The organism is Salinarimonas sp. (genome assembly GCF_040111675.1).
Taxonomy (GTDB): domain Bacteria; phylum Pseudomonadota; class Alphaproteobacteria; order Rhizobiales; family Beijerinckiaceae; genus Salinarimonas.
The window spans coordinates 42,093-66,299 of sequence record NZ_CP157794.1 but is presented as its reverse complement, the minus strand read 5'-3'; the positions used below and the strand labels follow the sequence as shown (position 1 = coordinate 66,299).

Here is a 24,207-nt window from a genome sequence, read left to right as displayed (position 1 = left end):
CGCTAGTCGTGCAAAAAACGCATAACGGGCTACGAAAGTTCGAGCCATGCGGCCAATGGTCCGCGTCGCAAGGGGTTGCGGCGGGACCGCCATCTCCCGTCGCGCCCGCGCGACGCCGCCCCGCCGCGAGCCGCCCTGCACCGATGGCGCGCACGCGACATCGGATGTCGGAACAGCACAAGCGGCGGGGCGCGCCCCGAAACACGATCGGCGTAATCCGGGCAAGCGCCCGGTCCTCCCTTTCAGAGCGCCGAGGACGTGGCCATGAAGACGCATGCGCGGGTAGTCGTGATCGGAGGCGGCGTGGTCGGAGCGGGCACGCTCTACCATCTCGCCAAGAAGGGCTGGTCGGACGTCGTCCTGATCGAGCGCAAGGAGCTCACCTCCGGCTCGACCTGGCACGCCGCGGGCCTGCTGCCGCTGTTCAACATGAGCTACTCGGTCGGGCGGATCCACAAGTACTCGGTCGAGCTCTACGGCCAGCTCCAGGCGGAGACCGGCCAGGACGTGGGCTTCCGGCGCGTGTCCAACATCCGCCTCGCGCGGACCAAGGACCGCTGGGACGAGTACATGTACTACAAGAACATCGCCGACACGCTGGGCGTGACGGTCGAGGTTCTCACCCCCGAGCAGGTCCGGGAGCTGTGGCCGCTCGCGAACATGGACGGCCTCATCGGCGCCATCCGCCATCCCGACGACGGCTACATCCAGCCGGCCGACCTGACCCAGGCCTTCGCCATCGGCGCCCGCGCCCGCGGCGCGGAGATCTACCGCTTCACCACCGTCACCGGCATCGAGCGCACCGCCGACGGCATGTGGAAGGTGCGGACCGACAAGGGCGACATCACCTGCGAGCACGTGGTCTCGGCCACGGGCAACTTCGCCCGCAAGACCGGCGAGATGGTCGGGCTCGACATTCCCGTCATCCCGGTCGAGCACCAGTACATCGTCACCGAGCCGCATCCCGACATCCTGGCGCGCCAGAAGCAGGGCCTGCCCGAGATGGGCGTGCTGCGCGAGTCGGATTCGGGCTGGTACATGCGCGAGGAGGCCGGCGGCCTCATCCTCGGCCCCTACGAGAAGAAGGCGCCCGTCTGCTACGTCGACGGGCCCGACGCCGAGAGCGAGTACGAGCTGTTCCAGGAGGAGCTCGATCGCCTCGGGCCCTACATCGAGACCGCCATGGAGCGCGTGCCCGCCTTCGGCGAGGTCGGCGTCAAGAAGGTCTACAACGGCGCCATCGCCTACACCCCGGACGGCTCGCCGATCATCGGCCCGGCCTGGGACCTGCCGAACTTCTGGCTGAACGAGGGCCATTCCTTCGGCGTCACCGCCGCCGGCGGCGCCGGCTGGCAGCTGGCCGAGTGGATCGTCGAGGGCGAGCCCACCATCGACATGGGCGGCGTCGACCCGCGCCGCTTCGGCGCCCACGCCACCCGCGGCTTCCTCAAGGCCAAGAACGAGGAAGCCTACGAGAACGTCTTCACCGTCCACTACCCGGACGAGGAGCGGGCCGCGGCGCGCCCGCTGCGCCGCTCGCCGGTCTACGAGCGCATGGCCGCGCTCGGCGCGGTGTTCGGCTCGGTCTACGGCTGGGAGCGCCCGAACTGGTTCGCGCCGGAGGGCTACGGCCTCGACGCGGCGGATCTCGATCAGGACGACGTGCTCCTCAACGAGAACCATCCGCCGGCGAAGGAGGGCGAGAAGCCCCGCGAGCGCTGGTCGTTCCGCCGCTCGAACTATTTCGAGCACGTCGGGAACGAGGTGCGCAACGTCCACGAGGCGGTGGGCATCCAGGATCTCACGGCCTTCGCCAAGTACGAGGTCTCCGGCCCCGGCGCCGAGGCGTGGCTCGACCGCGTCCTGGCGAACCGCCTGCCGAAGAAGATCGGCCGCATCGCGCTCACCCACATGCTGGCGGCGAACGGCGGCACCCGGGCGGAGTTCACCGTCTTCCGCGAGGGGCCGGAAAAGTTCTATCTCGTCGGCATGGGCTCGGCCGAGCGGCACGACTTCGACTACCTGTCGAAGCTGCGCCCCCGCGACGGCTCGGTGGACCTGCAGAAGATCACGACGCAGGTCGGCGTCCTGGCGCTCGCCGGCCCGCATGCCCGCGACGTGCTCCAGAAGGTCACCGACACCGACCTCTCGAACGGCGCCTTCCCCTGGCTGACCGGCAAGTCGATCGACCTGGGCTGGGCCAACGCCAAGGCGCTGCGCGTCAACTTCGTCGGGGAGCTGGGCTGGGAGCTGCACCTGCCGGTGGAGATGACGGCCTACGCCTTCGACCTCCTGATGGAGGCCGGCAAGGCCTACGGCATCAAGCCCTACGGCGTGCGCGCCATGGACTCGATGCGGCTCGAGAAGTCCTACCGCGTGCTGCCGCGCGAGCTCTCGATCGAGTACGCGGCGCTCGAATCCGGCCTCGACCGCTTCGTGCGGCTCGACAAGGAGGACTTCATCGGCCGCGAGGCGCTCCTCGCCTGGCAGGCGCGCGGCTTCGAGAACCGGTTCGTCACGCTCGAGGTCTTCGACGTCACCGACGCCGACGCCCGCGGCAACGAGGCGCTCGTCAAGAACGGCGCGCTCGTCGGCCGCGCCACCTCCGGCGGCTTCGGCTGGCGGACGGGCAAGTCCATCGCGCTCGGCATGGTCCGCCCGGACCTCGCCGAGATCGGCACCGAGCTCGACATCGTCGTGCTCGGCAAGCCGCACCGCGCCATGGTCGTGGGCGAATCGCCCTTCGACCCGGACAACCAGCGCCTCCGGGCCTGATCGGGAGCGCGGCCGGCCCGTGGCGGAAGCCGCGGGCCCGCCGTACGGTCTTCCCTCACCCCTGCTTCTCTCCCCTTCGGGACGAGGAGATGGAGGACGAAACCGATGCTCCCCGAATCCCCCGTTCGCCCGGCGCTCGCGCTTCGCGTCGGTTTCATCCTGGCCCAGAACTTCACCCTCTCCGCGCTCTCGCTCTTCGTCGACCCGCTGCGGCTCGCCGCCGACGAGGGCGATCGCTCGCGGCCGATCCGCTGCTCCTGGGCGATCATGGCGGGGAGCGGCGAGCCGACGCGGTCGAGCTGCGGGCTGAGCGTCGGGCGCACCGCGCCCTTCGTCGACCCGCGCAGCTTCGACTACGTGGTCGTCGTCGGCGGGCTGCTCCATGCCGGCCAGCAGATCGACCCGGCGACGGAGACCTACCTGAAGACCGCGGCGCTCGCCGGCGTGCCCCTGATCGGCGTGTGCACGGGCTCCTTCGTGCTCGCCCGCGCGGGCCTGATGAAGGGCCGGCGGGCCTGCGTCTCCTGGTATCACCACGCCGACTACGAGGCGGAGTTCGACGACACGACGCCGCTCTCCGACCAGCTCTTCCTCGTCGACCACGACCGCATCACCTGCGCCGGCGGGGCGGGCGTCGCGGATCTCGCGGCCTACCTGATCGAGAAGCATCTCGGCCGCTCGGTGGCGCAGAAGGCGCTGCACGTGCTGCTCCTCCAGCACGCTCGCGCGGCGAGCGACGCCCAGCCCCATGCCTTCGCCCTCGACCGGATCGGCGACGAGCGCGTCAAGCGCGCGCTGCGGCTGATGGAGCAGAACATCGCCGAGCCGCTGACCATCGACGCCATCGCCGGCAAGCTCGCGCTGTCCACGCGCCAGCTGGAGCGGCTGTTCCAGGGCCGGCTGCGGCTGCGCCCGGCGGTGGTCTATCGCCAGCTGCGGCTGCGCCACGCGCGCTGGCTGCTCGAGAACACCCGCAAGCCCGTCACGGCCATCGCGGTCGAGACCGGCTTCTGCGACGCCGCGCATTTCTCGCGCCAGTTCAAGAGCTACTTCAACCTGTCGCCGAGCCTGGTGCGCGCCGCCCGCGTCGCCGGAGAGGCGGAGCCCGCGCCGTCCCTCGAGCCGTCCGCCCCGCTCGACCCGGCCACGCCGATCGAGGCGGCGGAATAGGCCGCCCTCATTCGAGGCCCGACAGCGCCCGCCCGGAATGGGCGCCGTGGGCCCATTTCCTCTCCAGCGTCTCGAGGTGCCGCGCCTTGGCGAGGATCACCACCTCGTCGCCCGGCCGCAGCTCCAGGGCGTCGTCGTCGACGACGATCGTCTCCTCGTCGCGATAGACCACGACGGCGCGGCTGCCCTCCGGCAGGCCGAGGCCGGAGATCGGGCCGGCGTCCGGCTTCTCCACCGTGAAGGCGAAGAGCCGCACGTCCCCGCGGATCATGCCGGAGAGGGCCTCGTCGTCGCGCCCCTCGATGAGCGCCGCGAGGCGCCGCGCATTGGCGCGGGCGGGGACGATCACCGCATCGAGGCCGATCTCCCGGCAGATCGGCTCGAGCGATTCGTCCTCGATCTTGGTGACGACCGTGCCGAAGCCGAGGGACCGGCCGACGACGCTCGCGATGATGTTGTCCTGGTCCGAATCGGACATGGCGACGAGCACGTCCGAATGCTCCGGGTCGGCCTCGCGCAGGAGGCCCGGCTTCGAGCCGTCGCCGTGGAGCAGGGCGACGTCGAGCTCGCCCTCGATGGCGGTGAGCCGCTCGCGGCTCTCGTCGATCATCACCACCTCGTGGCCGGATTCGCCGAGCCGTCGCGCGGCGTTGACGGCGGTCTGCGAGGCTCCGACGAAGACGATGCGCATGGGTTGGCCTCCTCGAGCTCAGGCGGGCGTGCGCCCGATCCAGGTCTGCGGGCGCAGGGCGACGATGGCGGCGAGGATCTCGACGCGGCCCACCAGCATCAACGCGCTGAAATAGAGGGAGAAGCCGGGGCCGAGATCCGGCCCGGCGATCCCCGTGGCGAGCCCCGTCGTGGTCAGCGCCGAGGTGACGTCGAACAGCGCGTCGAGCGGCGGATGTCCGGCGAGGATCACCGGCAGGGCGCAGACCGGCGGGGTGATCAGGAAGAGCAGCGCGATCGCCACGGCATTGAGCGCCTCCGCGTCGCTCGGCCGATGCGGGCCGAGCCGCAGGTGCACCACGGCCGAGCGCGGCAGGCTGGCGCGCAGGACCAGGATCTGGACGACGCGCAGCACGACGAGGAAGCGCACGACCTTCATCCCGCCCGCCGTCGAGCCCATGTCGCCGCCCACGAGCATCGAGAGCATCAGCACGAGCTTGCTCGCCGGGTCGAGCGCGCCGACGTCGAGCGTCGAGTAGCCGGTGGTGGTCTGGGCGGAGAGGGCGACGAAGAACAGGTCTCCCGCGCCAGGCCCCTCGCCTCCGGCGATCGCCGAAGCGAGCCACAGCAGCGCGAAGGCCCCCAGCGCCAGGCACACGAGCGCCCGCAGCTCGACGTCGCGGGCGAGATAGGAGATCCCGCGCTCGCGCACCCGGTCGGCCATGGTGAAGGAGACCGCGCCCGCGAGCATCAAGGCGCCGAGCACGATCGGACCCGCCAGAGGGTCGATCGCCCCGGCGCTCTCGGAATCCGGCGCGAAGCCCGCCGTCGAGACGGCGGTGAGCGCGAACAGAACGGCCTCGCCGACGGGCAGGCCCGCCAGCGCGAGGGCGCCGATGCCGGCGAGGGTCAGGGCGGCGTAGAGGCCGAAGAGCTTCCGGACGTGGCGGCGCGCATTGGCGACGAGGTCGTCGGTCTGGCCCTGCGCCGCCGCGAGGTGGCGCGCCGCGACCGAGCCGCCACCGGCGAGCGCCACGGCGAGCACGGTGAAGCCGAGCCCGCCGACCCATTGCAGCCAGGCCCGCCAGAACAGGATCGCGCCCGGCATCTCCTCCGGTCGCGCGGTGACGGTGAGCCCGGTCGTGGTGACGCCGGAGACCGCCTCGAACAGGCCGTGCGCCGGTCCGTAGCCGGCGAACCAGAACGGAACCGCGCCCGCGAGCCCGCCTCCGGCGAAGGCGAGGGTGGTCACGGCGAGGGTCTCGTGCGTGCGCAGGTCCGCCTTGCCGCCGAGCGCGCGGGCCCGCCGGCCGATCAGCGCGAGCCCAATCGCGACGCCCGCGCAGGCGCCGACGACGACGCCATCGCCCAGCGCGACGCCCACGGCGGCCGGAACCGCCGTCAACGTCGCGAGCGCGATGGCGAGGTCCCCGAGCGGGCGGGCGAGCGCGCGCGGGCGCACGGCGTAGCTGAGCGGGGCCGTTCGGCGGCTTCGGCCGAGGCGGCGGATCAGGCGCGTGGCGAGACTCATCGGCGCGCCTCGGTCCCGCCGGCCGCGCCGTCGCGCGCATCCTGTGCGCATGTCGGATTTCCGCGCGCCGCCATGGTGCGACAACGGCGGCCAAGCGCGACCGTTCCGGCAAGGCGACGGAAGGCCTTCGCGCCGCCGAGCCGGTCCGCCCGGCGCACAGCCCGGCTTGAGCGTAAACGACGCGCGTTGTCGCAAAAGCGCTAGAGAACGTCGCCGCCGATCAAGCGCCGGGAGGGCGCTTGCAGGCATGCTGCGTTCACGATCCCGCACCGGTCGACAGTCCCCGGACGAGCGCCGGTCACGAGCGAGCGAACGCCATGCGCCGTTTCAACCTGATGAACCTCCTGAGCGAGGCCACCCGCGCTCACCAGGGCTGGGGCCGCCAATGGCGCTCGCCCGAACCGAAGACGAGCTACGACGTGATCATCGTCGGCGGCGGCGGCCACGGGCTCGGCACGGCCTGGTATCTCGCCAAGGAGTTCGGGATCACCAACGTCGCGGTTCTCGAGAAGGGTTGGATCGGCGGCGGCAATACCGGCCGCAACACGACCATCATCCGCTCGAACTATCTCTACGACGAGAGCGCGCATCTCTACGACCACGCGGTCAAGCTCTGGGAGGGCCTCTCCCAGGACCTGAACTACAACGTGATGTTCTCGCAGCGCGGCGTGATGATGCTGGCGCACAACATCCACGACGTGCAGATCTTCAAGCGTCACGTCTACGCCAACCGGCTCAACGGCGTCGACAACGAGTGGCTGACGCCGGAGCAGGCGAAGGAGTACTGCCCGCCGCTCAACATCGCCCGCGACGCGCGCTATCCGGTGCTCGGCGCCGCCCTGCAGCGCCGCGCCGGCACGGCGCGCCACGACGCGGTGGCCTGGGGCTACGCCCGCGCCGCCGACAGCCGCGGCGTCGACATCATCCAGAATTGCGAGGTCACCGGCTTCCGCCGCGATCCCTCGAGCGGCGCCGTCACCGGCGTCGAGACGACGAAGGGCTTCATCGGCGCCAAGACGGTGGGCGTCGTCGCCGCCGGACACACCTCGGTGATCATGGAGCGCGCCGGCGTGCGCATGCCGCTGACGAGCTTCCCGCTGCAGGCGCTCGTCTCCGAGCCGGTCAAGCCGGTCTTCCCCTGCGTCGTGATGTCGAACGCGGTCCACGCCTACATCTCGCAGTCGGACAAGGGCGAGCTCGTCATCGGCGCGGGCACGGACCAGTACGTGTCCTACTCGCAGCAGGGCGGCCTGCAGATCTCGACGCACACGCTCGACGCCATCTGCGAGATCTTCCCGCAATTCGCCCGCATGCGCATGCTGCGCAACTGGGGCGGCATCGTCGACGTCACGCCCGACCGCTCGCCGATCATCGGCAAGACGCCGGTGCCGGGGCTGTTCGTCAATTGCGGCTGGGGCACGGGCGGCTTCAAGGCGACGCCGGGCTCGGCCCACACCTTCGCCTACACGCTCGCCAAGGGCGAGCCGCACAAGATCAACGCGCCGTTCACGCTCGATCGCTTCCGCACCGGGCGGCTGATCGACGAGGCGGCCGCGGCCGCCGTCGCGCACTGAAGGTCGAACGCCATGCTGCTGATCACCTGCCCCCATTGCGGGCCGCGGCCCGAGCTAGAGTTCCGCTACGGCGGCGAGGCCCACGTGGCGCGCCCGACCGACCCGTCCGCCCTCGACGACCAGGCCTGGTCCGAGTTCCTGTTCGTGCGCGACAACCCCAAGGGTCTCTACGCCGAGCGCTGGAACCACGCCCACGGCTGCCAGCGCTGGTTCAACGCGCTGCGCGACACCCATTCCGACAAGTTCGTCACCACCTACCCCGCCGGCGCGCCGCGCCCCGATCTGGCCGCGGAGGAGATCCGATGAGCGCCCGTCAGCCCTTCCGTCTGCCCCGCGGCGGCCGCATCGACCGGTCCCGCCCGCTGACCCTCACCTTCGACGGCCGGGCCTACGAGGGCTATGCCGGCGACACGGTGGCCGCGACCCTCATCGCCAACGGCGTCCACCTGATGGGCCGCTCGTTCAAGTACCATCGCCCGCGCGGCCTGCTCTCGGCCGGCACGGACGAGCCGAACGCGCTCTTCTCCGTGGATCGCGGCCCCGGCCGGGTCGACCCGAACAACCGCGCCTCCGTGGTCGAGGCGACGGACGGGCTCGTCGTCGGCTCGCAGAACCGCTGGCCGAACCTGTCCTTCGACGTCGGCGCGGTGAACGATCTGCTGTCGCCGGTCTTCGTGGCGGGCTTCTACTACAAGACCTTCATGTGGCCGCGGAAGTTCTGGGACAAGGTCTACGAGCCGATCATCCGCGCCGCCGCCGGTCTCGGCGTCGCGCCGAAGGAGGGCGATCCGGACCGCTACGCCCACCGCCACGCCCATTGCGACGTGCTCATCGTCGGCGCCGGCCCCGCCGGCCTCGCGGCTGCGCTCGCCGCCGCGCGCTCCGGCAAGCGGGTGATGCTCGCCGACGAGCAGTCCGAGCCCGGCGGCGCGCTGCTGCACGACGTGACCTCGACCATCGAGGGGAAGCCGGCCCAGCAGTGGGTCGCCGAGACGCTGGCCGAGCTCGACGGCTTCGAGACCGTCGTCGTGCTGCCGCGCACCACGGCGTTCGGCTACTACAACCACAACCACGCCGCCCTGGTGGAGCGGGTCTGCGACCATCTCGGCCGCGACGCCGCCCGCGACATGCCCCGCGAGCGGCTCTGGCAGGTGCGCGCCGGCGAGGTCGTCCTCGCCACCGGCTCGCACGAGCGCCCGCTGGTCTTCGCCGACAACGACCGCCCGGGCATTCTCCTCGCCGAGAGCCTGCGCGTCTTCGTCAACCGCTACGGCGTCGCCCCGGGCCGCAAGGTCGTGATCGCGACGACGGGCTCCTCCGCCTACACGGTGGCGGCCGACCTGCACGCGGCGGGGATCGCCGTCACCCTGGTCGACGCGCGGCTCGAGGCCGATTGCGCCGAGGACGCCGCCTGGCTGCGCGCCCGCGGCGTCGAGGTGATCGCCGGGCACACGGTGGTCGGCTCGAAGGGCCGGCTGCGGGTCACGGGCCTGATCGTCGCGCCCTTGACCGCGAACGGCTCCGTCGGCGCGCGCCGCACGCTGCCCTGCGACTGCGTCGGCATGTCCGGCGGCTGGACGCCGGCGGTGCACCTGTACTCGCAGTCCCGCGGCAAGCTCGCCTTCGACGCCGAGCGCGACGCCTTCCTGCCCGCGACGAGCGCGCAGGCCGAGCGCTCCGCCGGCGCCTGCGCGGGCGAGTACGACCTCGCCGCCTGCCTGAACGCCGGCTTCGCCGCCGGCGCCGCGGCGGCCGGCGTCGACGCCGCCCGCAGCTTCCAGGCGAGCGCGACCCGCACCGGCTTCCAGCCGATGCGGGTTCTGCCCACCGACGTCGACCCGGGCAAGGTGCGCGCCTTCCTCGACTTCCAGAACGACGTCACCGCCAAGGACGTCAAGCTCGCCGTGCGCGAGGGCTTCCACTCGATCGAGCACGTGAAGCGCTACACCACGACGGGCATGGCCACCGACCAGGGCAAGACGTCGAACATGAACGCGCTCGGCCTCGTCGCCGGGCTGCTCGACAAGCCCCTTCCGGCGGTGGGCACCACCACCTTCCGCCCGCCCTACACGCCGGTGAGCTTCTCGGCTCTCGTCGGCCCGAACAAGGGCGACCTGTTCGACCCGATCCGTCGCACGCCGATCCACGATTGGGCCGTCGAGCACGGGGCGGCGTTCGAGAACGTCTCGCTCTGGCGCCGCGCCTGGTACTTCCCGAAGGCCGGCGAGGACATGCACGCCGCGGTCCTGCGCGAGTGCAGGGCGGTGCGCGAATCGGTCGGCATCTTCGACGCCTCGACGCTCGGCAAGATCGAGGTCGTGGGACCGGACGCCGCCGAGTTCATGAACCGGATGTACGTCAACGCCTGGACGAAGCTCGCCCCCGGCAAGTGCCGCTACGGCCTGATGCTCAAGGAAGACGGCTACATCACCGACGACGGCGTCGTGGCGCGCATGGCGGACGACCGCTTCCACGTCACGACGACGACCGGCGGCGCGCCGCGGGTGCTGGCGCTCATGGAGGACTACCTCCAGACCGAGTGGCCGGACCTGAACGTCTTCCTCACCTCGATCACCGAGCAATGGGCGGTGATCGCGCTGCAGGGGCCGAAGGCGCGCGAGATCCTCTCGACGCTCGTCTCCGACATCGATCTCTCGAACGAGGCCTTCCCGCACATGTCGGTCCGCGAGGGCTACATCTGCGGGGTGCCGACCCGGCTGATGCGCGTGTCCTTCACCGGCGAGCTCGGATTCGAGATCAACGTGCCGGCCGATTACGGCCGCGCCGTGTGGGAGGCGGTCTACGAGGCGGGGCGGCCCTTCGGGATCACGCCCTACGGCACCGAGACCATGCACGTGCTGCGCGCCGAGAAGGGCTTCATCATCGTCGGCCAGGAGACCGACGGCACGGTGACGGCCGACGACGTCGGGCTCGGCGGCATGGTCTCGAAGGTCAAGGCGGATTTCGTCGGCAAGCGCTCGCTGTCGCGTCCCGACGTGGTCGCCTCCGGCCGCAAGCAGCTCGTCGGCCTCGTCACCGAGGACCCGAGCGAGCTCCTCGACGAGGGTGCGCAGATCGTCCTCGACCCGACCGCGCCGAAGCCCGTGCCGATGCTCGGCCACGTGACCTCGAGCTACGTCAGCCCCGCCGCCGGGCGCACCATCGCGCTCGCCCTCGTCGCCGACGGGCGCGCGCGGATGGGCGAGACGGTCCACGTCACCACGATGCGCGGCTTCGCCCGCGCGACGATCACCGAGACGGTCTTCGTCGACCCCAAGGGAGAGCGCGTCAATGCTTGAGACCCGCCACACCGCGACCCGCACCGCGCCCTTCCCGCTGGCGAAGGAGAGCCTCGCCGGCGTGACGATCGAGCCGCTGGCGCCGCGCACGCGCCTGTCGCTGCGCCTGCGCCCGGCCGATGCCGCCCGTATCGGCGCGGTGGCGGGGCTCGCCTTCGACGTCGGCGTCACCGGCGTCTCGGAGGCCGACGGCCGCCGCGCCGTTCGGCTCGGGCCGGACGAGTGGCTGATCCTCGGCCATGCCGACGAGACGGAGGAGCTCGCCGCGCGCATCGCCGCCGATCTCGAGGGCGTGTTCCACGCGCTCGTCGACGTCAGCCACCGCAATTGCGGGCTCCTCGTGCGCGGCCCCGCCGCCGAGGCGACGCTCAACGCCGGCTGCCCGCTCGACCTCGCCCCGTCCGCCTTCCCCGTGGGCACGGCGACGCGCACCGTCTTCGCCAAGGCCGAGATCCTGCTCGCCCGCGTCGACGACGACGCGTTCGAGGTGGAGTGCTGGCGCTCGTTCGCGACCTACGTCCGCGGGTTCCTCGTCGAGGCCGCGCGGGGGCTGTAAGCCGCCGCCGAACAGCCGGAGTTCGAGCCATGATCAGCGTCTTCGAGCTCTTCAAGATCGGCATCGGGCCGTCGAGCTCCCACACCGTCGGGCCGATGGTGGCCGCCGCGCGCTTCCTCACGGACCTGCGCGAGCTGCCCGAGCCGCCGGCGCGGGTGGGGGTGAGCCTGCACGGCTCGCTCGCCTTCACCGGCAAGGGCCACGGCAGCGACACCGCCATCTGCCTCGGCCTGCTCGGCGAGCGGCCGGACCGGGTCGATCCCGACGCGGTGCCCGGCCTCGTCGCCGGGCTCGAGGCCGAGAAGGCCTTCTTCCTCGGCGCGGCGCGCATCGCCTTCGACCCGGCGAGCGACCTCGTCCTCGACACGGCGGAGATGCTGCCGCGGCACACCAACGGGATGCGCTTCACCGCCGAGGACGCGGAAGGCCGCACCGTGCTCGTGCGCGTCTACTACTCGATCGGCGGCGGTTTCGTCGTGGACGACGCGGCCGAGACGGCGCCGATCGACGTCGTCGCGCCGCTGCCCTTCGACAGCGCCGACGCGCTGCTCGACCTGTGCGAGGCGCGCGGGCTTTCGATCGCCGCGATCCAGCTGGAGAACGAGCTGGCCTTGCGCCCGCGGGACGAGATCGAGGCCGGCCTCGACGCCATCGCGGCGGCGATGCTCGCCTGCATCGAGCGCGGGCTCGCCACGGGCGGCGTGCTGCCGGGGCGCTTCAAGGTGCGCCGGCGGGCGAAGGACCTGCACGCCCGGCTCCAGGCCGGCGCGCTGAAAAACGCCAAGTCTCCGTCCGAGACGATGGACCGGGTCTCGACCTACGCCATCGCCGTCAACGAGGAGAACGCCGCCGGCGGGCGCGTCGTCACCGCGCCGACCAACGGCGCGGCCGGCATCGTGCCGGCGGTGCTGCGCTACCTGCGCGAGATCTGCGCGGAGCCCTCCCCGGAGAAGACGCGGGAGTTCCTGCTCACCGCCGCCGCCATCGGCGGGCTGATCAAGCGCAACGCCTCGATCTCGGGGGCGGAGGTGGGCTGCCAGGGCGAGGTCGGCTCCGCCGCCTCCATGGCCGCCGCGGGCCTCGCCGCCGCGCTCGGCGCCACGCCGCTGCAGATCGAGAACGCCGCCGAGATCGCCATGGAGCACCATCTCGGCATGACCTGCGATCCGATCGGCGGGCTCGTGCAGATCCCCTGCATCGAGCGCAACGCCTTCGGCGCCGTCAAGGCCATCGCCGCCTCCTCGCTCGCGATGCACGGCGACGGCCTGCACTACGTCTCGCTCGACGAGGTGATCGAGACGATGCGCCAGACCGGCGTCGACATGCAGTCGAAGTACAAGGAGACGTCCCAGGGCGGCCTCGCCGTCAACGTCGCCGAATGCTGACCCGATCCGCTGGGCCGTATACGAAGCTCAGCCAGGAGCCACGCACATGAAGCTCGAAGATCCGAAGTTCATCCTCAAGTTCTCCTGCGTCGACACGATCGGGATCGTCAACGCGATCTCGGGCTTCCTCGTCCAGAACGGCTGCAACATCATCACGAACCAGCAGTTCGGCGACCGCGACACGGAGCGCTTCTTCATGCGCGTCGCCTTCACGCCGGTGGACTCCGCCACCACGGCGGACCAGCTGCGCGCGCCGCTGCACGCCATCGCCAGCCGCTACGGCATGGAGTGGAGCCTGCACGAGACCTCCGAGCGCCCGAAGGTCGTTTTGATGGTCTCGAAGTTCGGCCATTGCCTGAACGACCTGCTCTACCGCTGGACCATCGGCGCCCTGAAGGTCGACATCGTCGCCATCGTCTCGAACCACCGCGATTTCGAGCGCCTGGCCAACAGCTACGAGATCCCCTTCCACCACATCCCGGTCACGGCCGAGACCAAGCCGCAGCAGGAGGCGAAGCTCGCCGCGCTGGTGGAGGAGACCAAGGCCGATCTCGTCGTGCTCGCGCGCTACATGCAGGTCCTGTCGGATTCGATGTGCCGCTTCCTCGAGGGGCGGGCGATCAACATCCACCACTCCTTCCTGCCGAGCTTCAAGGGCGCGGCGCCTTACACCCAGGCCTATCAGCGCGGCGTGAAGCTGATCGGCGCGACGGCGCACTACGTGACGCCGGACCTCGACGAGGGGCCGATCATCGAGCAGGAGGTGGTGCGCGTCACCCACGAGGACGGCCCGGAGGCGCTCACCGCGCTCGGCCGCGACGTGGAGAGCGTGGTGCTCGCCCGCGCGGTGAAGTTCCACGTGGAGCACCGGGTGCTGCGCAACGGCAACCGCACCGTCGTCTTCCGCTGACGAGAGAAAGGGCGCCCGCGATCCCGCGGGCGCCCTTCGTTGCGAACGCGTGCGCGGGCCTCAGCCCTCGTAATGATCCTTCACCAGCCGGTCGAGCAGGCGCACGCCGTAGCCCGAGCCGAAGGTGCGGGAGATCTCGCTCTGAGGCGCGGCCATGCCGGTGCCGGCGATGTCGAGATGGGCCCAGGGCGTGTCCTCGACGAAGCGCTTGAGGAATTGCGCCGCGGTGATCGAGCCGGCATTGCGGCCGCCGACGTTCTTCATGTCGGCGATCTTGGACTCGATCATCTTGTCGTAGGCGGGCCCGAGCGGCATGCGCCAGACCTTCTCGCCGGTCGCCTTGCCGGCGGCGGCGAGCCGCTCGGCGAGCGCATCGTCGTTGGAGAACAGGCCCGCGTGGTCCTGCCCGAGCGCGACCAGGATCGCGCCGGTGAGGGTCGCGAGGTCGATCATGAAGGCCGGCTCGTACTGCTCGCGGACGTAGGTGAGCACGTCGGCGAGGACGAGGCGGCCCTCGGCGTCGGTGTTGATCACCTCCACGGTCTGGCCCGAGAGCGTCTCGACCACGTCGCCGGGGCGCTGGGCCTTGCCGTCGGGCATGTTCTCGACGAGGCCGATGGCGCCGATCACGTTCGCCTTGGCCTTGCGGGCGGCGAGCGCGTGCATCAGGCCGACCACGCAGGCGGCGCCGGCCATGTCCCCCTTCATGTCCTCCATGCCGCCGGCGGGCTTGATCGAGATGCCGCCGGTGTCGAAGACGACGCCCTTGCCGACGAAGGCGACGGGCTTGTCCTTCTTGCCCCCGCCGTTCCAGCGCATGATCGCGACCCGCGCCGGGCGCTCCGAGCCCTGCGCCACGCCCAGCAGCGCGCGCATGCCGATCTTGCCGAGCTGCTTCTCGTCGAGGATCTCCACCTCGACGCCGAGCTTCTCGAGCTCCTTGGCCTTCGCCGCGAACTCGACCGGGCCGAGCACGTTGCCGGGCTCGTTGACGAGGTCGCGCGCCAGCGCCACGCCTTGGGCCAGACCCTCGCGGATCTTCGCCGCCTTCTTGGTCGCGCTCGGATCGGCGCAGCCGACGATCAGCTTGCCGCCGGTCTCGCCGTTCTCCTCGTCGGCGTCCTTCTTCTTGCCCTTCTTCGACTTGTAGCGATCGAAGGAATAGGCGCGCAGCCGCGCGCCGAGCGTCGTCTCGGCGATCTCCTCGACGCCGGCCTCGAGGCCGGGGAACTCGGCGATCGCGGTCGCCTCGCGCCCGGCCACCTTGCCGGCGACGACGCCGCCGAGGGTGACGAAGTCGAAGGGCTCGCCCTGCGCGCCGCCGCCGATCCCGACCACGATCAGCCGATCGACCGGCAGGCCTGCCGGGGCGGCGAGGGTCATCGCGCTGCGCGCTTTGCCCTTGAAGCGCTCCGCCTTGGCCGCGCGGGCGATCAGGCCGACCGCGTCGCCGAGGATGTCCTTCGCCGTCGGCCCGGGCTCGAGGTCCTCCGCGACGAAGACGACGAGGTCGCCGCCCTCCGGCATGGCGGGGGATTGGAACTCGATCTTGAACGCGTCGGCCATGTGTACCTCGTCGAGGGTGGAAATTCTGCGCCCGAGCCGCGATTCGCCCGGCATTCCGCACAAGTTAGCCGATGCCGACCCTGCGGCAAGGGCGACGCGTTCGGTTTCACAGGATCGGCTGCTTGTATTGGATGAATCCCGTCCGCATGGCGACCTTGTCGTAGAGCGCCCGCGCCGTGACGTTGCCCTCCTGGGTGAGCCAGTAGACCCGGCTCGCGCCGTCGGCCTCGGCCCTGGCGCGCACGGCGGCGATCAGCGCGCGGCCGACGCCGGCGCCGCGCGTCTCCGGCGCCGTGAACAGATCCTGCAGGTAGCAATAGGGCTGCGCGGTCCAGGTGGAGAAGTGGTAGATGTAGTGGACGAGCCCCACCAACGCGCCGTCCCGCTCGGCGACGAAGGCGTGGATCGGGACGGCGGGGTCGTGCAGCCGTCCCCACGTCGTCTCGGTCACCTCGGGGGACACCGTCGCGCCGTAGAACGTCAGGTAGCCGGCCCACAACGCCTCCCAGCCGGCGCGGTCCTCGGGGCGCGGCGGGCGAATGGATGCGGGCGAAGCGGCGTCGGGCATGGCGGTCCTCCGGTGGTCGACGATACGCCCCAAGGTGGCATGCCGCCGCCGTATTGCCAAGCCGGGGTCGTTGCCCGCGGCGTGCGCGACCGCTCAGCCGTTCACGACGTTGCGCGGCTCGCCCTCGAGGAAGCCCGCGATGTTGTCGTGCGTCGTGTCGAGGATGCGCTGCACGGCCTCCTTGGTGTCGAAGGCGGTGTGAGGCGTGATCACCACGTTGGAGAGCCGCAGCAGGATGTGGTCGGCGAGCAGCGTATCGAGCTTGTGCTCCTTGCGGAAGTAGGTGCGCAGCAGCTCCGCCTCCTCGCGCACCACCGGCTCCTGCGGCAGCACGTCGAGACCGGCCGCGCGCAGCTTGCCGGAGGCGAGCGCGTGCAGGAGCGCGTCGACGTCGACCACGGGGCCGCGGGCCGTGTTGATGAGGACCGAACCGTCCTTCATCTTCGCGAACTCGTCCCTGGAGATCAGGTGCTTCGTCTTCTCGCTGCCCGGCACGTGCAGGGTGACGACGTCCGAGCGCGCGAGCAGCTCGTCCATGGCGACGTAGGCGAACCCGATCTCGCGGGCGGCCTCCTCGTCCGGCTTCACGTCGAAGGCCAGCACCTCCATGCCGTAGCCCCTGGCGATCCGCGCGGCCCAGCGGCCGATATGGCCGGTGCCGACGACGCCGAGCGTGCGGCCCTTCAGGTCGAAGCCCTGCAGGCCCTCGTGCGAGAAGTCCCCGCGCCGCGTGCGGTCGGCGGCGGCGACGATGTTGTGGGAGATCGCGCCGAGAAGCGCGAAGACGTGCTCGGCGACCGTGTTCTCGCCGTAGCTCGGCACGTTGGCGACCTGGATGCCCCGCTCCTCGCACGTGTCGAGATCGACATGATCGAAGCCGGTGGAGCGGGTGGCGATCAGCTTGAGATTCTCGAACGGCTCCAGCACCTCGCGGGTGAGCCGCGAATAGATGAAGGTCGAGAGAACCTCGGCGCCCGCCGCCTCGCCGGCATTGCCCGCCTCGAGCGTCTCCTCGCGGAAGACGACGTCGTGCGCGCGGGCGAGATCCGCGAAGGTCTCGCGCTCCCATTCCTCGACCTCGAAGATCGCGATCCTGGCCATGGCTTTCCTCCCTGCGGCGCCGACGCCATGCGGGCGAAACGCGCGAAGCGGCGTTCGGATCGGCCTATTCGGAGGGCGATTCCGGCCCCGCCTGCTCGTCGCGCGCCTGCTCCTCGGCGTGCTCGGCGCGGGCGCGCTTCTGCTCGCTCTCGCGCGCGGGCCGGTCGGGCTTGACCTCGCGCACGAGCTCGAAGGCGAAGCTCTGGCCCGGGCTGATCGCGCGGGCGTGGCCGCGATAGGCGATCACCACGGGCGAGGCGGTCATCACCCGGCTCGACACCGTCAGCCGCTCCTGGTCCACCTCGATGTCGAGCACCTGCCGGCGGTAGCGCACGGTGGTGCGCAGGCAGCGCATCTCCTCCGGCAGGCGCGGGTTGAACAGGAGCGCGCCGGTGGCGACCTCGATCCCCGTATAGCAGCGCTGCATCAGGTCGACGGTGCCCGCCATGGCGCCGAGATGGATGCCTTCCTGGGTGGTGCCCCCCTGCACGTCGGCGATGTCGGCGTCGAGCGCCTGGAGCGCGAGCGCCCAGGAGCGCTGGCGGTCGGAGCGGGCGAGCACCCAGGCGTGGGTGACGAAGCTGAGCGTCGAGCCGTGGGAGGTCCGCCGGCCGTAATACTGGATGTTGCGGAAGATCTGCTCCGGCGAGAAAGCGTAGCCCAGCCGGTGGAAGATCTCGTCGATCTCCTCGCGGCTGAACAGATAGAAGATCATCAGCACGTCGGCCTGCTTGGAGACCTTGTAGTGGTTGGGGTGGTCCCCCTCCGCCTCGAGCAGCCGGTCGAGGCGCTGGATGTTGCCGTACTTCTCCCGATAGCCGTCCCAGTCGAACTCCTTCAGCTGCTCCCAGCCTTCGAACTGGCTGATGATCCCGTCGTCGTGGAAGGGGATGAAGAGGCCACGGCTGATCTCGGTCCAGAGCGCGAGCTCGGCGTCGGTGATCTCGAGCCGGTCGATCAGCCGGGCGCGGTCGTCCGGGGCGAGCAGGTCGAGCACGTCGACGACCCGCGTCAGCAGCCAGGAGGCCATGACGTTGGTGTAGGCGTTGTTGTCGAGCCCGCCCTCCGTGCGCGGGTCGGCGCCGGGATAGGCGGTGTGGAACTCGTCCGGCCCCATCACCCCGCAGATGCCCCAGCGCCCGTCGGGCCGCCGCTCGGCGAGGCTCGCGAAGAAGCGGGCGATCTCCAGGAACAGCTCCGCGCCGTAGTCGCGCAGGAAACCGCGATCGTCCGTCGCTTCCACGTATTGCCAGACATTATAGGCCACCGCCGCGCCGATATGGCGCTGGCGCCAGGAATTGTCGGGAATCCAATTGCCCGAGACCGGGTTGAGGTGGATGCGCTGGCTCTCCTCGCGCCCGTCCGAGCCGCTCTGCCAGGGGAACATCGCGCCCCGCAGGCCGGCCTCCGCCGCCAGCCGCCGCGCCTCGTCGAGGCGGCGGTATCGGTAGCGCAGGAGGGCGCGGGTGAGCACCGGCAGGCGCAGGTTCAGGTAGGGGAAGATGAAGAGCTCGTCCCACATGATGTGGCCGCGATAGGCCTCGCCGTGCCAGCCCCGGGGCGGCACGCCCACGTCGCGGTCGACGGAATGGCCGGACGCGGTCTGCAGCAGGTGGAAGATGTGGAGCCTGAGCTTGAGCTGCGCCTCCTGATCGGCCTCGCTCTCCACCCGGATGTCCGCCTGCTGCCACAGGTGCGCCCACGCCTTCACGTGCGCGGCGCGCAGCTCCGAGAACGGCCCGGCGCGACGCACGTGCTTGACGGCCTCGAGCAACGGCTCGGAGCTCGCCTTGTCCTGCGAGCTGGCGTAGGCGGCGATCTTCTCCACCACCATCGCCTGGCCCTCCCGGGCCGCGACGTCGAACTCGTGCGAGGCCTGGTTCGCCAGCGTCTCGATTCGCGCCGGCACCACCGGCCCGCCGGCCGCCGTCACCCGCGTGCGCGCGGCGAGCGCCACCTCCCGCCGCGCCTGGACGAAGCGGGAGCGCAGCGTGAGCACGTCGCCCTCGACGGCGCCGGTGTCGAGGGTCTCGAGATGCCGGCCGTTCAGCTCCCGGTAGCGCTTCACGCCCCAATTGATCACCGAGCCGTCGAGCCCGGCGCGGATCGTCATCGGGTCGGAGAAGTTCTCCGGCGTCAGCGCCACCCTGAGCGCGGCGAGGTGCGGCGCGTGCATGGAGACGATGCGCTCCTCGTCCCAGCGCACCACGCGTCCGTCTCCGTCGCGCATGCGCACGACCCGGCGCAGCACGCCGGCATGCAGATCGAGCGCCTGCCGGTAGCCGATCTGTTCGACGTCCCCCGGCCGCAGCCAAGGGCCGTCGGCGATGCGGAAGACGAGCGGCAGCCAGTTCGGCAGGTTGACGAGATCCTCGTTCTCGATGGTCTCGCCGGCGATCGTCGTCGCCAGCCGATCGTAGCCGCCGGCGAGATAGCTGCCGGGATAATGCACGTCGTCGGCCAGCGCGTTCGGCGCGGCGGCGCGGGAGACGATGGTGCCGTTCCCGAGCGCGCAGAGCACCTCGCGCAGGCCTTCCTGCTCGGGCTCGAACCCGTCGTAGGAGAGCACCCAGTCGCCGGCTGGCGTGGCGGCGTCGACGATCATGGCGGTCTCCCTTCCGCGCGTTCCGCGAGCATGTCGAGGAAGCGGCGCACGGCGTCCGGGTCGTCGATCGCGTAGTCGGCGGCGGTGGCGCGGGCGCCGTCGCGCACCACGATCCCGATCCCGTCGGCGTCGAGCGCCGCGAAGGCGTCCTCGTCGGTGAGGTCGTCGCCCACGTAGAGCGGGCAGGGCTCGCCCTCACCCATCGGCGTGTGGTCGAGAAGCCAGCGCACGGCCCGGCCCTTGTCCCAGTCCGTACGCGGCTGGATCTGGAAGACCTTCTTGCCCCGGCTCTTGCGCAGCGTCTCGTGCGCCTCCACCACCGAGTCGACGTGGTCCTCGATGCGCGCGACGTCGGCCTCGGCCGCCCCGCGCCAATGCACGGCGATGGAGAACGTCTTGCGCTCGATCCTCGCGCCCGCGATGTCCGCCAGCCGGTCGCGCAGGGCGCCTTCCGCGGCGTCGAGGGCGGGCAGGAAGCGCTCCGCCTCCCCCGGGCGCGCGCGCAGCGAGGCGGGGCCCGCGATGTCGAAGCCGTGCGAGCCGGCATAGTAGATCTCGGGCAGCCGGACGCGGTTCTGCACGTCCTCGAGGTCGCGCCCGGAGATCACCGCCACCTTGGTCGCCCGCCCCAGCCGCTCGAGGGTCGCCTCCATCTCGGGCGAGAGGCCGGCCGCGGTGAAGTCCTCGACGATGGGGGTGAGGGTGCCGTCGTAGTCGAGGAAGACGGCGAGCGGCCTGTCGCCGAGGCGTCGTGCGAACGCGTCGCGCTCCTCGAGCGGGTCGGGCAGCGTGTCGGTGGCGCGCAGGCTCAGGCCGTCGTCGGCCAGGAGGCGGCGCAGGTCGCGGGTGACGAGATCGGCGCCGTGGGCGCGCAGGTCGACGCCGTGCGAATCGGCGCGCTCGTCCTCGCGGTTCACGCCGACGACCAGCCGGAAGCGCCCCTTGGCGCCGGCCTGGACGCCCGACACGGCGTCCTCGAACACCATCGTGCGCGCCGGCTCCGCGCCGAGGCGGCGGGCGCATGCGATCAGCACGTCGGGCTCGGGCTTGCCGGGCAGGTCCGCCTCGCGCGCGTCGATCCCGTCGACCTTGGCGTCGAACAGGTCGCGCACGCCCGCGCTGTCCAGCACGCGCACCGCGTTGCGGCTCGCCGAGAAGATCCCGACCCTGATCCCGCGCCGCTTCAGCGCGTGGATGAAGGCGATGGTGTCCTCGTAGGTCGGCACCGGCTTCTCCTCGAGCCAACGCTGGAAGCGCCGGTTCTTCGCCGTGCCGACGCCCTGGACGCTGTCGAGGCGCTCCTCGCCGGGCTCGCCCTCGGGCAGCGCGATTCCGCGCGAGGCGAGGAAGCGCCGCACGCCGTCGAAGCGCGGCACCCCGTCGACATGCTCGCGGTAATCGGCCCGGGTGAAGGGCCGCGCCGCCTCGCCGAAGGCGTGCTCGCGCACGACCTCGTCGAAGGTCTCCTTCCAGGCGGCGAAATGCGCCTCGGCCGAGTCGGTGACGACGCCGTCCATGTCGAAGATCGCCGCCGCGATCGCCTCCTCGTCCGCACCCGCGATCATCGTCATGCCGCCCTCCGTTCCTGCCGACGCTTCTCGAAGCCGGTGGGCTCCTCGTTCAGGCGCCTGGCGAGGTCGCGCCCGCGCAGCCATTTATAAAGCTCCACCGCGACGAATTTCGACGCCGCGATGGCGAGCAGCGTCCCCCACGTGGCGAGCGAGACCGGCGCGATGTCGAGGATCTCGTTCCAGCCGGGGATGAACATCGAGAGGATATGCACGCCCTGCGCCAGGACCACGGCGCCGACGAGGAGCCTGTTGTCCCGCAGCGGGATGCGGAAGGCCGAGCGGGTCTCCGAGCGCACGTTGAAGGCGTGCACGTTCTCGAACAGGACCATGAGCAGGAGGAGCAGGTTCTGCGCCTCGAACAGCGTCATGTTCAGCTCGTAATAGGCGAACCAGAACACCGCGAAGGACACGAGGCCCATGTAGACCCCCGACGTCGCCACCTCCTCGATCATCAGCCGGTTGAAGATGCGCTCGTCCGGCCGCCGCGGTCGTCGCTCGAGCACGTCCGGCTCGCCCTTCTCGAAGGCGAGCGCCACGTCCTGGATGCCGTTGGTCACCAGGTTGAGCCACAGGAGCTGCACCGGGGTGAGCGGCAAGGGCGTGTCGAAGATCACCGAGAGCGTGAACAGGATCAGCTCGGCGACGCCGGTGGAGATCAGGAGCCACACCACCTTGCGGACGTTGTCGTAGGCGATGCGGCCCTCGGTGACGCCGTTGACGATGGAGGCGAAATTGTCGTCGGTCAGGATCAGGTCGGCGGCGCCGCGGGCGACGTCGGTGCCGCTCTTGCCCATGGCGACGCCGATATTGGCCCGCCTGAGCGCCGGCGCGTCGTTGACGCCGTCCCCGGTGACGGCGACGAAGTGGCCGGCGTCCTGCAGGGCCTCCACGATGGTGGTCTTCTGCCGCGGCTCGATGCGGGCGTAGATCGCCGAGCCGAGGATCGCGCCCGCGCGCCCGCTCGCGCCCTCCTCGCGCCTGCCGATCTCCGCCCCGGTGAGGACGTCGTCCTCGTCCTCGGCGATGGCGAGCCGGCGGCCGATGGCGAGCGCGGTGGAGGGGTGATCGCCCGTGACCATGCGCACGTCGATGCCGGCGTGCCGGCAGCGCTCGACGGCGTCCGGAACGCTCTCGCGCACGGGGTCGATCAGCCCGACGAGGCCGAGGAACGCGAGGCCTCTCAAGGCGGCGGGGTCCGCCTCCCGCGCCGCCGCCTCGTCGACCGGGCCTTCCGCCACCGCGATGACGCGGTAGCCCTCGTCGGCGAGCGCCTTCTCGGCCTTCGAGACCGCGTCCGCGTCGACGTCGCACAGCTCGACCAGCGTCTGCGCCGCGCCTTTGACGTGCGCGACGATCCGGTCGCCGTGGCGGTTGAAGGTCGCGGCGTAACGGCGCTCGGATTCGAAGGGGATGTCGCCGATCTCCTCGTGCTCCTCGAGGAGATCGGCCCGCCTCAGGCCCGCCTTGCCGGCGAGGACAAGGAAGGCGATGTCGACCGTGTCGCCGCTGCCCTCCACCTCGCCGTTATCGACCCGGATCCGGCCCTCGTTGCACAGGGCCCCCGAGACGACGAGCCGGCGCAGCCGCTCGTCGTCCTCCAGCGACACGCCCGCGTCGTCGCGCTGAAGCCCGCCGTCGAGGCGATCTCCCGCGCCGGAGACGGTGACGTCGTCTTCGTCGAGGAAGCGGATGCGCCGGGCGGAGAGCTTGTTCTCCGTGAGCGTGCCGGTCTTGTCGCTGGCGATCAGCGTGCAGGCGCCCAGCCCCTCGACGGCGGGGAGCTTGCGGACGATGACGTTGCGCGCCGCCATCCGGTTCGAGCCGATGGACAGCGCCACCGTGATCGCCACCGGCAGGCCGGCGGGGATGGCCGAGACGGCGAGCGCCACCGCGAGCAGGAAGATGTCGAACAGGTCTTCCCCGCGCAGCGCCTGGGCGCCGCCCAGAACCACGATGATCACCAGGACCGCGACCGCGATGATCCGGGTGAAGCGGCGGATGCGGATGACGAGCGGGGGCTCGCCGCCCTCCTCGGCGAGCGACTCGGCGATGCGGCCCACCTCGGCCTGGACGCCGGTGCGCACGGCGACGCCCCTGGCGCGTCCGCTCGTGACGGTGGAGCCGGCGTGCAGCAGGGTCGCGCGGTCGCCGAGCGGGGCGCCCGCCTCGATATCGGCCTGCGCCTTCTTCTCGACCGCCATCGATTCGCCGGTGAGGAGCGATTCGTCGGCCTTGAGATCGGTGGCGCGCAGCAGGCGGATGTCGGCGGGCACGGACGCGCCGGACGCGATCGCAATCAGATCGCCCGGCACCACCTCCTCGGCGTCCACCTCGCGCGTGTCGCCGCCGCGAACGACGTTCGCCGTGATCCGCATCACCTGGCCGAGCGATTCCGCCGCGCTTTCCGCCTTGTATTCCTGGTAGGCGCCGAGACCCGCGTTGAAGGCGAGCACCAGGAAGATGAAGGCCGCGTCCTCGAAATTGCCGACGAGCAGCGACACCGTCCCGGCGGCGAGGAGCACGTAGATCAGCGGATCCTTGAACTGGCGCAGGATCACCTGGAGGATGGTGTCGCGCTTTTTCTCGGGCAGCTTGTTGGGCCCGTAGCGCTCCCGCCGGCGGCCGGCTTCGTCCTCGCCGAGGCCCTTCTCGGGGTCGGTCTTCAGGGCGTCGATCGCGTCCTGGCGCGAGGCGGCGTGCCAGGGGCGCTCGCCGAGCGCGTCCGGGTCGGGCGGCTCGCCCTTCTCGCGGGCGGCGTGGAGCGTCTCCTCGGGCTCGCGCCGCTCTTCCTCGCGCCGCTCTTCGCCCTCGGGCCTCTTCGCCTTCGGCTCGTCGCGGCGCCCGCCGTCCTCGTCCGATCCGCCGTGAAGCGGCGGCGGCGCCTTCGCCGCCGCGCCGCTCCCCTCGCCGTCGCGTTTCTCGGCCAT

At 71.2% G+C, this 24,207-nt stretch carries 16 protein-coding genes; 8 read left to right on the top strand and 8 right to left on the bottom strand.

Annotation, left to right across the window (positions count from 1 at the left end):
* Nucleotides 1-264: 264 nt before the first annotated feature.
* Both ABL310_RS00280 and ABL310_RS00275 read left to right on the top strand, forming a co-directional pair.
* A complete protein-coding gene (locus tag ABL310_RS00280) occupies nt 265-2,775 on the top strand; it encodes an FAD-dependent oxidoreductase (RefSeq protein WP_349369728.1) in 2,511 nt (836 codons plus the stop codon).
* Between the two features lie 105 nt (nt 2,776-2,880).
* Complete coding sequence (locus tag ABL310_RS00275) at nt 2,881-3,945, top strand: GlxA family transcriptional regulator (RefSeq protein ID WP_349369727.1); 1,065 nt, start codon at nt 2,881-2,883, stop codon at nt 3,943-3,945.
* 7 nt (nt 3,946-3,952) lie between these two features.
* On the opposite strand, the gene ABL310_RS00270 is transcribed toward ABL310_RS00275, so the two are convergent.
* Together ABL310_RS00270 and ABL310_RS00265 are read right to left on the bottom strand one after the other, a co-directional pair.
* A complete protein-coding gene (locus ABL310_RS00270) occupies nt 3,953-4,636 on the bottom strand; it encodes an NAD-binding protein (protein ID WP_349369726.1) in 684 nt (227 codons plus the stop codon).
* Nucleotides 4,637-4,654: 18 nt separating this feature from the next.
* Nucleotides 4,655-6,145 (bottom strand): potassium transporter TrkG, encoded by a 1,491-nt coding sequence (locus tag ABL310_RS00265; RefSeq protein ID WP_349369725.1) that lies wholly within the window; start codon nt 6,143-6,145, stop codon nt 4,655-4,657.
* Between the two features lie 317 nt (nt 6,146-6,462).
* Between ABL310_RS00265 and ABL310_RS00260 the strand changes: the two genes are divergently transcribed.
* From ABL310_RS00260 to purU, 6 genes are read left to right on the top strand one after another with little or no spacing between them, the layout of a single operon-like run.
* Entirely contained in the window at nt 6,463-7,719 is a 1,257-nt protein-coding gene (locus ABL310_RS00260; protein WP_349369724.1) for a sarcosine oxidase subunit beta family protein, read from the top strand.
* A 12-nt stretch (nt 7,720-7,731) separates the two neighbouring features.
* Complete coding sequence (locus tag ABL310_RS00255) at nt 7,732-8,025, top strand: sarcosine oxidase subunit delta (protein WP_349369723.1); 294 nt, start codon at nt 7,732-7,734, stop codon at nt 8,023-8,025.
* Nucleotides 8,022-11,018, top strand: coding sequence for a sarcosine oxidase subunit alpha family protein (locus tag ABL310_RS00250; protein WP_349369722.1), 2,997 nt, complete (start codon nt 8,022-8,024; stop codon nt 11,016-11,018). The genes ABL310_RS00255 and ABL310_RS00250 overlap by 4 nt, the downstream gene beginning before the upstream one ends.
* Nucleotides 11,011-11,574, top strand: a complete 564-nt coding sequence (locus ABL310_RS00245; protein ID WP_349369721.1) for a sarcosine oxidase subunit gamma family protein — start codon at nt 11,011-11,013, stop codon at nt 11,572-11,574. Before ABL310_RS00250 ends, ABL310_RS00245 begins: the two co-directional genes overlap by 8 nt.
* 29 nt (nt 11,575-11,603) lie before the next feature.
* Nucleotides 11,604-12,959, top strand: a complete 1,356-nt coding sequence (locus ABL310_RS00240; RefSeq protein ID WP_349369720.1) for an L-serine ammonia-lyase — start codon at nt 11,604-11,606, stop codon at nt 12,957-12,959.
* Nucleotides 12,960-13,005: 46 nt separating this feature from the next.
* Nucleotides 13,006-13,869, top strand: a complete 864-nt coding sequence (gene purU, locus ABL310_RS00235; RefSeq protein ID WP_349369719.1) for a formyltetrahydrofolate deformylase — start codon at nt 13,006-13,008, stop codon at nt 13,867-13,869.
* A gap of 60 nt (nt 13,870-13,929) precedes the next feature.
* Here the strand turns inward: purU and ABL310_RS00230 are convergent, their stop codons facing one another.
* The 6 genes from ABL310_RS00230 to ABL310_RS00205 form a co-directional block, all read right to left on the bottom strand.
* The gene (locus ABL310_RS00230; RefSeq protein ID WP_349369718.1) at nt 13,930-15,435 is read right to left on the bottom strand and encodes a leucyl aminopeptidase; all 1,506 of its coding nucleotides are present in this window, start codon (nt 15,433-15,435) and stop codon (nt 13,930-13,932) included.
* 106 nt (nt 15,436-15,541) lie between these two features.
* Nucleotides 15,542-16,003, bottom strand: coding sequence for a GNAT family N-acetyltransferase (locus tag ABL310_RS00225; protein ID WP_349369717.1), 462 nt, complete (start codon nt 16,001-16,003; stop codon nt 15,542-15,544).
* A 93-nt stretch (nt 16,004-16,096) separates the two neighbouring features.
* A complete protein-coding gene (locus ABL310_RS00220) occupies nt 16,097-17,104 on the bottom strand; it encodes a hydroxyacid dehydrogenase (RefSeq protein ID WP_349369716.1) in 1,008 nt (335 codons plus the stop codon).
* A 64-nt stretch (nt 17,105-17,168) separates the two neighbouring features.
* Nucleotides 17,169-19,709 (bottom strand): glycosyl hydrolase family 65 protein, encoded by a 2,541-nt coding sequence (locus ABL310_RS00215; protein WP_349369715.1) that lies wholly within the window; start codon nt 19,707-19,709, stop codon nt 17,169-17,171.
* Nucleotides 19,706-21,280 (bottom strand): trehalose-phosphatase, encoded by a 1,575-nt coding sequence (otsB, locus tag ABL310_RS00210; protein WP_349369714.1) that lies wholly within the window; start codon nt 21,278-21,280, stop codon nt 19,706-19,708. Before otsB ends, ABL310_RS00215 begins: the two co-directional genes overlap by 4 nt.
* Nucleotides 21,277-24,207 (bottom strand): HAD-IC family P-type ATPase, encoded by a 2,931-nt coding sequence (locus ABL310_RS00205; RefSeq protein WP_349369713.1) that lies wholly within the window; start codon nt 24,205-24,207, stop codon nt 21,277-21,279. The genes otsB and ABL310_RS00205 overlap by 4 nt, the downstream gene beginning before the upstream one ends.